The organism is Devosia sp. LjRoot16, assembly GCF_964252795.1.
In the GTDB taxonomy this organism is placed as follows: domain Bacteria; phylum Pseudomonadota; class Alphaproteobacteria; order Rhizobiales; family Devosiaceae; genus Devosia_A.
The window spans coordinates 530,138-542,934 of the sequence record NZ_CAXUPH020000003.1; the positions used below are offsets into that span (position 1 = coordinate 530,138).

Sequence of the window (12,797 nt, forward strand, 5' to 3'; positions counted from 1 at the left end):
CTCTAGGAGACGACACGTGGTCCTGATTTCGAACCGAGCTTGGTCACCAGCAACTGGTTGAGGCGCAGCTTGTCGGCATCGACCACCTCGAACAGGTAGCCGCCGGCTTCCACCTTGTCGCCCTTGCGGGCGGCGCGGCGGAGGTTGTGGACAATGAAACCACCAATGGTCTCGTAAGCGCCATCGTGCGGAAAGCTCTTCATGTTGAGGGCGCGCACCACGTCCACTACCGGGGCGACGCCGTCGACCAGCCAGCTGCCGTCGTCGCGGCGCATGATCGCCTCTTCCTCGAACGGGTTGGCCAGCCCTTGCATCAGCGCACCCATCAGGTCCTTGAAGGTGACGACGCCGACGACATGCGCATACTCGCTGACCACCACGGCAAACCCGGTGCCCTTGGCCTGAAATTCGGCCAGCACCTCCCAGACATTGAGCGTGTCCGGCACCGACAGCACATCGCGCCTCGCCTTGGCGAAATCCACCGGCGCGTCGCGGTCCATCACCGTCGCCAGCACGTCCTCGGCGCGCACGCAGCCGATCACCTCGTCGATGCCGCCATCGCAGATCGGATAATGCGAGAACGGCCGGCGGCGAACCTTCTCCTGCTGCACCTCCAGCGGATCGCTGAGGTCGAGATAGACGATCTCGTCGCGCACCGTCATCACCGAGGTGACGCTGCGCAGTTCCAGCGCGAGCACGTTCTCGATCAGCCGGCGTTCCTTCTTCATCAAGGCGCCGGATTTCTCGCCGCCGGCGAGGATCATGCGGAAATCCTCGGTAGTCACCTCGTCGGCTGGGCCCGATGGAGCCAGATGCAGCCGGGCGATCAGCCAGTCCGAGATGCCGCTGAACAGCCAGACCAGCGGCCGCAATACTGCGACTGCTCCCTCCGGGAACCACACCAGCGCCAGCGCCACCTGCTCGGGGATCAGCATGCCGATGCGCTTCGGGATCAGGTCGGCGAACAGGATGAACAGCGTTGTGGTGAGGCAGAAGGCGAGGATCGAGCCGACCGGTCCGGCAAAGCTCCCTGCCCCGGCGCCGGCCAGCGCATCCGCGAACATCGGCCCGACCAGCCCGTCGCCGATCACGCCGGCAAGGATCGAGATCGAGTTGATGGCGATCTGGAACGCCGTGATGATGTTGCCCGCATCGGCGCGCAGCGCGGTGAAGCGGATGGCCCGGCTGTCACCGCCCTCGGCCAGCGCCCGAATCCGCACCTCGCGCGCCGCGGCAAACGCAATCTCCGACATCGAGATGATGGAACTGGCGCCCACCAGCAGCGCCAAAAGGATGAGCCCGAGCAACGGTGACATGCGGAACCTCGTGCAACATGCTGGAACGACCCATCAATGTCACATCGGCGGCCTGCGGCCAAACCGCCACCGCTACTCCGTCGGCGTTTGCTCTGGCGGCTCGTCGTTCGGCAGCTCCTCGGGCGGCACACCCGGCACGTTGTCGGGCTGCGGCGGCGGTTGCGGCGTTTCCGGCTGCACCGGGATCTCCTGCGGCGGCACCGGGACCTCGGGTTTGCTCGGCGGGATCTGCCCCTTGAGCAGCACCACCACCGAGCGGGGCGGCAGGGTTGCCGCGCGGTCGGCGACCGGCAGCACGGCCTGATCGTCGGAAACGAGGCCGACGGTCCAGTAGCCCTCGGGCAGCCGCGCCAGCACCGGGTCGATCCGGCGGTTGAACCACACGATCAGGTCCTCCTCGGCGGTTTGCAGCCGCATGCCGAGCACTGAAGCACCGGCATCGTTCCAGTCGCCCTCGTTCATCTCGCGCCCATCCGGATGGAGCCACGCGACATCGCGCACGCCGTGCTTGGTCTGCCCCGAAAGGAAATGGTCGTGGGTCAGCGCCGGATGCATGCGGCGGAACTCGGCTAACGCCGAGACGAAATCCACCAGCGTGCCGTCGGCGTTCTCCCAGTCGACCCAGGTGATTTCGTTGTCCTGCGCATAGGCATTGTTGTTGCCGCGCTGGGTGCGGCCGAACTCGTCGCCCTGCTGGATCAGCGGCAGGCCACGGCTCACAAACAGCGTCGCCAGCAGCGCCCGCACGTCACGGCGGCGTGCGGCGTTGATCTTCTCGTCGTCGGTCGGCCCTTCGACGCCGCAGTTCCACGAGTGGTTGTTGTTGTGCCCGTCGCGGTTGCCCTCGCCATTCGCCTCGTTGTGCTTGTCGAGATAGGAGACAAGATCGGCGAGCGTGAAGCCGTCATGCACCGCCAGCATGTTGACGCCAGCGCTGGGCTTCCTGCCCGCAAAGTCGAAGATCTCGGCCGAACCGGCAACCTTGCCGGCAAGCGCCCCGATCTTGCCCTGGTCGCCGCGCCAGAACGAGCGGACATCGTCGCGGTAGCTGTCGTTCCACTCGCGGAATTCCTTGCCGAACTGCCCGAGCTGGTAACCCCCTGGACCCGGGTCCCACGGCTCGGCCACGAGGATCGACTTGCTGAGCACCGGATCGGCCTTGATCAGCTGCAGCATCCGGGCGTTCGGGTTGAACCCCGGCTCGCGCCCCAGGATCGGGGCAAGGTCGAAGCGGAAGCCGGAAACGCCCATTTCCTCCACCCAGTAGCGGAGGCTTTCGATCACCAGCCGCTGCGTCGCCGGGTGGTCGGCGCGCAGCGTGTTGCCGGTGCCGGCATCGTTCACCAGCACCTTTTTCCCGCCGGCGTCGACGAACCGGTAGTAGGTCATGGCGTCGAGCCCCATCAGGCTCAGCATCGGCCCGTTGGCGTCGCCCTCGCCGGTATGGTTGTAGACCACGTCGAGGATCACCGAGATGCCCGCCTTGCGGTAGACATCGGTCATGTTGCGCAACTCCTGCGGGCCGCGTGGCGCGAGGCGCGGGTCGACCGCGAAATAGCTGACCGGGTTGTAGCCCCAGGCGTTGGTGAGCCCCATCGCCGGCAGGTGGCCATCGTCGATGAACGCCGCGATCGGCATCAGCTCGACCGTATCGACGCCGAGATAGCGCAGGTGATCCACCACTCGCTTGGTGGTCAGGCCCGCCAATGTGCCGCGCAGCGGCCCCTGCACCGAGGGGTGGCGCATGGTGTAGCCGCGCACGTTGAGCTCATAGAACAGCCCCGGCGTCTTGCGGCGCGGCGCCGCGTTCTTGTTGTCGGCGGCAAGCACGATCGCCTTGGGGATCAGCGGCGCCGTGTCCACCGCCTCATCGCGATTGAGGCGCAGCCGCGGCGAACGCACGAAGGGGCGGTCGAGCCGCCGCGCATAGGGGTCGACCAGCAGCTTGTTGGGATCAAAGAAATAGCCCTGGTCGGGATCGTAGCGGCCGTCGGCGCGCAGCCCGTACTTGGCCCCTGCCCCGATATTGCCGATCAGCCCGAACCAGATGTGGTTCTCGTGCCCGTCGAGCGCGATGCGCGCCGTTTCCTGATCGAGCTCGTCATAGATCGATACCCAGATCACCGTCGCCGTCTCTGAATAGACGGCGAAGTTCACGCCCTCGGCGGTGAGGGTCGCGCCAAGCTTCTCCGGGCTGCCAGCGCCCGGCACCAACACTGGTTTCACGGCTACCGGGCCTTCAAGTGATAACGCTGGGCGCGTCGCGGCCGGTGCGGGCCTTGATGCCAGCAACGCTGTCGGCGATGGAAATGAGGGGCGAAAGCGCCGACTGGGTGTCGAGATCGTGCTGTCCATGCGGGGGCTCATACCGTTCAAGGTACAAGCGCAACGTGGCGCCGACCGTCCCGGTTCCACTGAGCCGGACGACGATCCGGCTGCCATCGGCAAAGCCGATCCGCACCCCCTGCTTGCCGCTGGTCGAGCCATCCACCGGGTCGTGATAGGTGAAGTCGTCGGCATAGGCCACCGGACGCCCCTCGAGCGACTGTCCGACGAGGCCCGGAAGCTTGGCCCTGAGGTCGTCCATCAGCGCATTGGCCGGCGCCGCCTCCACCTCTTCGTAGTCGTGCCGGGTATAGTAGTTGCGGCCATAGGTGGCCCAGTGATCCTGGACGATCATGTCGACGCTCTGCTGCCGCGCTGCGAGCACATTGAGCCAGAGCAGCACCGCCCACAGCCCATCCTTCTCGCGCACGTGGTTTGAGCCGGTCCCGGCCGATTCTTCGCCGCAGATGGTGACGCGGCCGGCATCGAGCAGGTTGCCGAAGAACTTCCAGCCGGTGGGTGTCTCGTGCATCTCGATGCCGAGCTTCTCGGCGACGCGATCGGCCGCCGCGCTGGTCGGCATTGAGCGCGCAATGCCGGCGATCCCCGCGGCATAGCCCGGCGCATGCGGCGCGTTGGCGGCGAGAATGGCGAGCGAATCCGACGGGGTGACGAAGCGGTTGCGGCCGATGATCAGGTTGCGGTCGCCGTCGCCATCCGACGCGGCGCCGAAATCCGGCGCGTTGTCGCTCATCATCAGGTCGTAGAGATCCTTGGCGTAGACCAGGTTCGGGTCGGGGTGCCCACCGCCGAAATCCGGCGACGGCGTGCCGTTGACCACCGTCCCCTTGGGCGCGCCGAGGATGCCCTCGAGGATCTTGTGCGCGTAAGGCCCGGTGACCGCGTGCATGGCGTCGAACCGCATGGTGAAGCCGGCGGCGAACATGGCGCGGATCTTGTCGAAATCGAACAGCGTCTCCATCAACGCCGCATAGTCGGCGACCGGATCGATTACCTCGACCACCATGCCGGCCGAATGCTGCGTGCCGATGCGGGAGAGGTCGACATCGGGCGCATCGACGATCAGGTAGCGGTCGATCTCCTTGGAGCGCGCAAACACCGCATCGGTGATCTTTTCGGGCGCCGGCCCGCCATTCGAGACGTTGTACTTGATGCCGAAATCGCCGTCCGGTCCGCCCGGGTTGTGGCTGGCCGAGAGGATCAGCCCGCCGAACGCCTTGTGGTGGCGGATGACGTGGCTGGCAGCCGGCGTCGACAGGATCCCGCCCTGCCCCACCAGCACCGCGCCGAACCCGTTGGCCGAGGCGATCTTGATGATCTTCTGGATGGCGACGTCGTTGTAGAAGCGGCCGTCGCCGCCCAGCACCAGCGTCTTGCCCTTGATCCCTTCGAGGCAGTCGAAGATCGACTGCACGAAGTTCTCGACATAGTTGGGCTGGCTGAAGACGGTCACGCGCTTGCGGAGCCCGGAAGTGCCGGGTTTCTGGTCCGCGAACGGCTTCGTCTCAATCGTCAGAATCGTCATCGAGTTTGTGCCCCAGGAGTGACGCGTAGAGGTCGGCATATTTTTCGGCGCTGAGTTCCCAGGAGACGTCCGACTTCATCCCCCGGCGCTGCATCTTGTGCCACACCTTCGGCCGCTGATAGAGCGCGATGGTCCGGCGGATGGCTTCGCCAAGCGCCTCCTCGGTGGCCGGCGAGAATACTACCCCGGTCGCCACCCCGGCCTCAACCGCTGCCTCGTTGGCATCGATCACCGTGTCGGCGAGCCCGCCCACCCGGCTCACCACCGGGATGCAGCCATAGCGCAGGCCATAGAGCTGGGTCAGCCCGCAGGGTTCGAACCGCGATGGAATGAGGATCGCGTCGGCGCCGCCCTGGATCAGGTGGCTGAGCGTTTCGTCATAGCCGATCACTACGCCGACCTTGCCGGGGTGCCGCAGCGCCGCGCCGGCAAAGCCATTCTCGATTGCCGCATCGCCCGAGCCGAGGACGATCAGCCGCCCGCCATGCGCGACGAGGCTGTCGATCTCGCCCGGCAGCATGTCGAGGCCCTTCTGCCAGGTCAGCCGGCTGACCACTGAGAAGATCGGCCCATCGCCCGGCTCGAGCCCGAACCGCTGCTCGAGCGCCCGCTTGTTGGCGACCCGCTCGAAAATGTTGCTGGGGTTGTAAACCTGCGCCAGCGCCGCGTCGGTGCCTGGGTTCCACTCGCTGGCATCGATGCCGTTGAGGATACCTGTGACGGTGTCCGCGCGGCTTTGCAGCAGGCCTTCGAGGCCCATGCCATAGGCCGCCGTCCGCATCTCATGCGCATAGGTCGGGCTCACCGTGGTCACGGCGTCGGCCACCTGCAGCCCGGCCTTGAGGTAGCCGATATTGCCGAAATACTCGATCGCCCCGCTATTGGCCGCCTGAAAGTCGAGCCTCAGCCCGTTGAACACGTCCCAGCCGAACACCCCCTGAAAGGCGATGTTGTGAACGGTCATCACCGTCTTCACCCGGGTCGGCGCATTGAACGCCACATAGGCCGGCGCCAGCCCCGACTGCCAGTCGTGGCAGTGGAGGATATCCGGCTTGTAGCCTTCGATGGCGCCGCGCGACAGCTCGTAGGCAACAAAGCTCAGCGCCGCAAAGCGCTGCCAGTTGTCGGGCCAGTCCTTGCCGTCAGCCCCCACATAGGGGTTACCCGGCCGATCGTAGAGATGCGGTGCGTCGATGGCGATCACATCGAGCCCGTTGGCCCGCCCCGCCACCAGCCGCGCCGTGCCGCCGAACAAATCGTCGAACCACAGCACCTGTCGGCCGTCCGCCAACCCGGTCATCACCTTGGGATAGCCCGGCAGCAGCACGCGCATGGATACGCCGTGCGGCGCCAACGCCGCCGGCAGCGCACCAACGACATCCGCCAGGCCCCCCGTCTTGATCAACGGGTAGGCCTCCGAGGCGACGGAGAGGACTTCGATCATCTGCTCCGCCAGTTACTTGCTCGCCAGGTACTTGTCGATCATCGGCTGGGTGACCAACGTCACCCCCTCGGCAGTGCGCCGGAACCACTGCGCGTCGAACGCCGGATCCTCGCCCACCACCAACCCTTCGGGCACGTGCACGCCGCGATCCACCACCACCTTCTTCAGCCGCGCGCCGCGTCCGATGGTGCAGTAAGGCAGCACCACCGCCTCGTGCAGTTCCGAGTACGAATGCACCCGGCTGCCGGTCGAGAGCAGCGTGCGGTCGAGCGCACCACCCGAGATGATGCAGTCGCCGGAGACCAGCGAGTTCACCGCCGAGCCGCGACGGCCGTCGAAATCGTGCACGAACTTGGCCGGCGGGGTGATCTCGGCAAAGGTCCAGATCGGCCAATCGCGATCGTAGAGATCGAGCTGCGGGGTTACATCGCAGAGGTCGATATTGGCCTTCCAATAAGCATCGACCGTGCCCACATCGCGCCAATAGGCCACATCCTCGTTGGCCGAACGGACGCAGGAGCGCGGGAAGCGATGCGCCCAGGCCGAGCCGTTCTTGACGATATAGGGGATGATGTCCTTGCCGAAGTCGCGTGACGAGCCTTCGGTGGCGGCGTCGCGGCGCAGCTGCTCCATCAGGAAGCGCGTCTCGAACACATAGATGCCCATCGAGGCCAGCGCATAGTCCGGCTTGTCGGGGATCCCCGGCGGGTCCTTTGGTTTTTCGACGAAATCGACGATCCGGTCGCGCCCGTCCACCGCCATCACGCCGAAGCCGGTGGCTTCCATGCGCGGCACCTCGAGGCAGCCGATCGTCACATCGGCCCCGGTGTCCACATGCTGCCGGAGCATGATCTCGTAGTCCATCTTGTAGATGTGGTCGCCGGCCAGGAGCACGATGTAGCGCGGGCCGTAATCCTCGATGATGTCCATGTTCTGGTACACAGCATCGGCAGTGCCCTCATACCACTGCGTCTCCGACACGCGCTGCGACGCCGGCAGCACGTCGAAACTCTCGTTTCGCTCGGTCCTGAGGAAGTTCCAGCCGCGCTGCAGGTGCCGGATCAGCGAGTGCGCCTGATACTGCGTCGCCACCGAGATGCGTCGGATGCCGGAGTTCAGCGCGTTACTGAGCGCGAAATCGATGATGCGGGACTTGCCGCCGAAATACACCGCCGGCTTGGCGCGCCGGTCGGTCAATTCGAACAGGCGGGTTCCTCGTCCCCCCGCCAGCACATAAGCCATCGCCTCACGCGCCAGCGGCGATGGTGTCCGGTAGTCTGCCATGCTTCCCTCCCCTCGGGGCGTGATCAGCTGTTCCGATCACGCGACACACACAAAGCACTCTTACGTCCCGTTTATGCGGGATCGTATTCAGTCAGTCCCGCCTAGGCGGGGTCATACTTCAGGTAAAGCGTCGACATCGGCGGCAGGTAGAGGTCGGCGTACGGTCCGAGCCCTTCCACTTCGCTCGCCTTGGCCAGCACCCGGCCCTGGTTCCCCTTATTGGTTCCGCCGTAAAAACCGGCATCGGTGTTCAGTCGTTCCACCCACCGTCCGGCCAGTGGCATCGGCACGCGGTAGCCCTCGCGCGGCGTCGGCGTCATATTCGAGATCACCACCACCGGATGCTCGCCCGGCGCCTTGCGGGTCCAGGCGAACACCGAGTTGCTCTGGTCATTGCCGATCAGCCACTCAAAGCCTTCCGGCTCGTTGTCGCGGGCATAGAGCGAGGGCAACTCGCGATAGAGCGCGTTGAGGTCGGTGACCAGCCGACGGATGCCCTCGTGCGCGGGTGCTTCGAGCAACCACCAGTCGAGCCCCTTGGCCTCGTTCCATTCCTCGCGCTGCGCGTATTCCTGGCCCATGAACAGGAGCTTCTTGCCGGGCCAGCCCCACATGAACCCGTAATAGGCGCGCAGGCCCGCGAACTGGCCCCAGTCATCGCCGCCCATCTTACTGAGCAGCGAGCCCTTGCCATGCACCACTTCGTCATGGCTCAGCGGCAGGATGAAGTTCTCCGCGTAACCATAGAGCGCCGCGAAGGTCATATCGTTGTGGTGGTACTTCCGGTGCACCGGATTACGGCTCATGTAGCGCAGGGTGTCGTTCATGAACCCCATGTTCCACTTGAAGCCGAAGCCCAGCCCGCCCTTGTCGACCGGCGCGCTCACGCCGCTCCACGAGGTCGATTCCTCGGCGATCATCATCACCCCAGGATGCAGCCGGTAGGCCTCCTGGTTGACGCGCTTCAGGAACTCGACTGCCTCGAGGTTGTGGTTGCCGCCGAACTGGTTGGGGATCCACTGCCCGGCCTGGCGCGAGTAATCGAGGTAAAGCATCGAGGCGACCGCATCGACCCGCAGCCCGTCGAGGTGGAAGGCCTCGAGCCAGTAGAGCGCGTTGTTGACGAGGAAGCTCACCACTTCCTTGCGCCCGAAATTGTAGATCGCGGTGTTCCAGTCCGGATGGTAGCCCTGCCGCGGATCGGCGTGCTCGTAGAGCGCGGTGCCGTCGAAGCGGGCCAGCCCATGCTCGTCGGTGGGGAAATGCGCCGGCACCCAGTCGAGGATCACCCCCAGCCCCGCGGCATGCGCCTTGTCGACGAAATGCGCAAAGCCCCTGGGGTCGCCGAACCGCGCCGTCGGCGCATAGAGCCCGGTCGGCTGGTAGCCCCAGCTCGGATCGAACGGATGCTCGGTGATCGGCATCAGTTCGATATGGGTGAAACCGCTGTCGGCGGCATAAGGGATCAGCTGCTCGGCCAACTGCTCATAGCTCATGAATGAGCCATCGGCGCGCCGCCGCCAGGAGCCCAGGTGCACCTCGTAGATCGACACGGGCTTGCGCCGCCAGTCGATCCTGGCGCGCTCTTTCATATACTTGGCGTCAGTCCATTCGAACGGCTTGGGATCGGCGATCATCGAGGCGGTCTTGGGCCTCAGCTCCGATTGCCGCGCGAACGGATCGGCCTTCAGCGGCCTGAGCTTGCCGTCCGGGCCGACGATCTCGAACTTGTAGACCTCGCCCGGCCCGACATTGGGCACGAACACTTCCCAGACGCCGGTATTGATCCGCACCCGCATCGGGTGCCGCCGGCCATCCCACTCGTTGAACGGCCCGACCACGCTGACGCGTTTGGCGTTGGGCGCCCACACCGCAAAATGCGTGCCGTTGACGCCCTCGAACTCCATCGCATGGGCGCCGAGCTTGTCGAACAGCCTGAGGTGCGAGCCCTCGCCGATATAGTAATCGTCCATCGGCCCGAGCACTGGCCCGAAGCTGTAGGGGTCGAGGACGTTCCACTCCCCACCGTCGTTGCGGGCGTGGTAGTTCACCGGCTGCAGCTTGTTGAGCTTGACGAGGCCCTCGAAGAAGCCGTCGCCGCGCGGCTCGAGCTCCCCGAGAATGCGGTTATCCATGGTGCGGGCCGAAACGGACTCGGCATGCGGAATGAAGGTCCGAGCCACCCAGGCGCCATCGACCTCATGCAGGCCGAGGATGCCGAACGGATCGGAATGACGGCCGGCGACGATCGAACGGACGTCGCTGTCAGCTGCCTGCCACTTGGACTTGGTCAAACCCCACTACCCCCCGACAACCGGGACACCCCAGATTTCCTTGGCGTACTGCGAAATCGTACGGTCCGAGGAAAACCAGCTGACATGAGCAGTGTTCCGGATAGCCATCGAATACCATTTGCGAGGCTTGTTCCAGAGCTCATCGATGTCCCGCTGCGCCGCCGCGTAGGCGTCGAAATCGCGCGCCACCATGAACCAGTCGTGGTCATAGAGACCGCCGATCAGGTCGCGGTAGCGGTTCGGGTCATCGGGCGAAAACACCCCCGACGAAATCGCCTCCAGCGCCTCGCGCAGCGCCGGCGAGGCATCGATGGCGCTGCGCGGCACTTCGCTGCGGCTCCGCTTCTCGGCGACCTTGTCGGCGGTGAGCCCGAAGATCACCATATTCTCCGGCCCGACCTGCTCCAGCATCTCGACATTGGCGCCGTCCAGCGTGCCGATGGTGAGCGCGCCATTGGCCATGAACTTCATGTTGCCGGTGCCCGAGGCTTCCATGCCGGCCGTCGAGATCTGTTCCGACAGGTCCGCCGCCGGGATGATCTGCTCGGCCAGCGAGACGTTGTAGTTGGGCAGGAACACCACTTTGAGCAGGCCGCGCACCGCCGGATCGTTGTTGATCACCTTGGCGACGTCGTTGATCAGCTTGATGATCAGCTTGGCGTTCCAGTAGCCCGGCGCCGCCTTGCCGGCGAACACTTTTACCCGCGGGACCCAGTCCTTTTCGGGGTGTGAGCGCATCATCGAGTACTGCGCCACCGCCTCGATGACGTTGAGCAGCTGGCGCTTATATTCGTGGATGCGCTTCACCTGCACGTCGAACATCGCGTCAGGCGACACGACGATCCCCAGCCGATCCTTGATCACCTGCGCCAGCGCCACCTTGTTGGCGCGCTTCACCGCCTTGAACTGATCCTGGAAACTCGGATCATCGGCGTGCTTGTCGAGCTTAGCGAGCAGCGAGAAATCGTCCTGGAATTCCGGCCCGATCCGATCGCTGATCAACCGCGTCAGCCCGGGGTTGCATTGCAGCAGCCAGCGCCGCGGCGTCACCCCGTTGGTCTTGTTGTTGATCCGCTCGGGGTAGAGCCGATCGAGATCGGCGAACAGCGTCTTCTTCAACAGCTCAGAGTGCAACGCCGACACGCCGTTGATCGAGTGCGAGCCGACAAAAGCCAGCTGTCCCATGCGAACCCGCCGGCTGCCATGCTCGTCGATCAGCGACAGGTTGGCGATCTGGTTGTCGGTAAAGCCGCCCATCTTGCGGGCTTCGCCGAGCACCTCGGCGTTGATGGCGTAGATGATCTGCATCTGGCGCGGCAGCATGCGCTCGAGCAGGCCCACTGGCCAGGTCTCCAGCGCTTCAGGCAGCAGCGTGTGGTTGGTATAGCCGAACGTCGCCTTGGTCAGCTTCCACGCCGGCGCCCAGGCCATGCCGTGGATATCGATCAGGATGCGCATCAGCTCGGCGATCGAGATCGCCGGGTGGGTGTCGTTGAGCTGGATCGCCACCTTGTCGGAGAGCGAGCCGAGATCGCCATAGGCCTGCATGTGACGACGGACGATGTCCTGCAGCGAGGCCGAGGAGAAGAAGAACTCCTGCCTGAGCCGCAGTTCCTGCCCCGAAGGGGTCGAATCGGCCGGATAGAGCACCCGCGTCACCGCAGCGGCCCGGGAGCTCTCCTCGAGCGCGCCGATATGGTCGCCGGCATTGAACTTATCGAGCAGGATCGGATCGATCGGCTGCGCCGACCAGAGCCTAAGCGTGTTCACCCGCTTGCCGCGCCAGCCGACGATCGGCGTATCGAACGCCACGGCGAGCAGGTGCTCGGCCGGCCGCCACTCGAGCCGGGTCGAGCCATCCGGTTCCTGCACCGGCTCGACATGCCCGCCGAAGCCGATCTCGTAGCTCGACTCGCGCCGCTCGAACTCCCAGGGGTTGCCGTGCGCCAGCCAATCCTCGGGCAGTTCGACCTGCCAGCCCTCGCTCATTTCCTGCCGGAACAGCCCGTGCACATATCGGATGCCGTAGCCATAGGCCGGGATATTGACCGTCGCCATCGACTCCATGAAGCAGGCGGCGAGGCGGCCGAGGCCGCCATTGCCCAGCGCCGCATCCGGCTCGAGGTTGATCAGGTCGCCGAGATCGACGTTGAAGTTCTTCAGCGCGGCGCGCACCGGCTCCATCACCCCGATATTGCTCATCGCGTCACGCATCAGGCGGCCGATGAGGAACTCGAGGCTGAGGTAGTAGACGCGCTTGTTCGAGGTCCGCCAGGTCTCGCGGCTCGACTCCATCCACTGGTCGATGATCCGGTCGCGGACCGTGAGGATCGTCGCCTTCAGCCAGTCATGCGGCCGTGCGACGATCGGGTCCTTGCCGACCGAATATGTGAGTTTTTCAAGGATCTCCGATTGCAGCGCTTCAGTGGTGAGCGCGCGCCGTTCCGGGACCGGGGCATCCAATACGAGGGGCTTTTGCGGCATTGTCGCAATCCAGCATCATGGCGATGTATTCCCCTCTAGAGCACCACCTTTGCACTGAATCGCACGCCTGGGAAGGCCTGTTGAGAGCGCTTCTAAGGCACGCT

The 12,797-nt window shown here is 65.1% G+C and carries 7 protein-coding genes; all 7 read right to left on the minus strand.

Annotated features, from left to right (window positions below; all coding sequences use genetic code 11):
• Positions 1–2: 2 nt before the first annotated feature.
• A complete protein-coding gene (locus tag ACSQ23_RS17005) occupies positions 3–1,316 on the minus strand; it encodes a hemolysin family protein (RefSeq protein WP_436091301.1) in 1,314 nt (437 codons plus the stop codon).
• A gap of 72 nt (positions 1,317–1,388) precedes the next feature.
• Positions 1,389–3,542 carry a glycogen debranching protein GlgX gene (gene glgX / locus ACSQ23_RS17010; RefSeq protein WP_436091302.1) on the minus strand — a complete coding sequence of 718 codons (2,154 nt, stop codon included), beginning with the start codon at positions 3,540–3,542 and terminating at the stop codon, positions 1,389–1,391.
• Between the two features lie 13 nt (positions 3,543–3,555).
• The gene (locus tag ACSQ23_RS17015; protein ID WP_055880307.1) at positions 3,556–5,187 is read right to left on the minus strand and encodes an alpha-D-glucose phosphate-specific phosphoglucomutase; all 1,632 of its coding nucleotides are present in this window, start codon (positions 5,185–5,187) and stop codon (positions 3,556–3,558) included.
• Positions 5,168–6,628, minus strand: a complete 1,461-nt coding sequence (glgA, locus tag ACSQ23_RS17020; RefSeq protein WP_436091417.1) for a glycogen synthase GlgA — start codon at positions 6,626–6,628, stop codon at positions 5,168–5,170. The genes ACSQ23_RS17015 and glgA overlap by 20 nt, the downstream gene beginning before the upstream one ends.
• 15 nt (positions 6,629–6,643) lie before the next feature.
• Positions 6,644–7,915, minus strand: a complete 1,272-nt coding sequence (gene glgC / locus ACSQ23_RS17025) for a glucose-1-phosphate adenylyltransferase (RefSeq protein WP_056000773.1) — start codon at positions 7,913–7,915, stop codon at positions 6,644–6,646.
• Between the two features lie 101 nt (positions 7,916–8,016).
• Entirely contained in the window at positions 8,017–10,209 is a 2,193-nt protein-coding gene (gene glgB, locus ACSQ23_RS17030) for a 1,4-alpha-glucan branching protein GlgB (RefSeq protein ID WP_056000776.1), read from the minus strand.
• A 6-nt stretch (positions 10,210–10,215) separates the two neighbouring features.
• A complete protein-coding gene (locus tag ACSQ23_RS17035; RefSeq protein ID WP_056000779.1) occupies positions 10,216–12,693 on the minus strand; it encodes a glycogen/starch/alpha-glucan phosphorylase in 2,478 nt (825 codons plus the stop codon).
• Between the last annotated feature and the right edge of the window lie 104 nt (positions 12,694–12,797).

What these genes read in the sequence shown, in the direction of transcription:
- ACSQ23_RS17005 (WP_436091301.1), bottom strand. Translation starts at nt 1,316, where the DNA reads ATGTCACCGTTGCTCGGGCTCATCCTTTTGGCGCTGCTGGTGGGCGCC.
- ACSQ23_RS17015 (WP_055880307.1), bottom strand. Translation starts at nt 5,187, where the DNA reads ATGACGATTCTGACGATTGAGACGAAGCCGTTCGCGGACCAGAAACCC.
- glgC (WP_056000773.1), bottom strand. Translation starts at nt 7,915, where the DNA reads ATGGCAGACTACCGGACACCATCGCCGCTGGCGCGTGAGGCGATGGCT.
- ACSQ23_RS17035 (WP_056000779.1), bottom strand. Translation starts at nt 12,693, where the DNA reads ATGCCGCAAAAGCCCCTCGTATTGGATGCCCCGGTCCCGGAACGGCGC.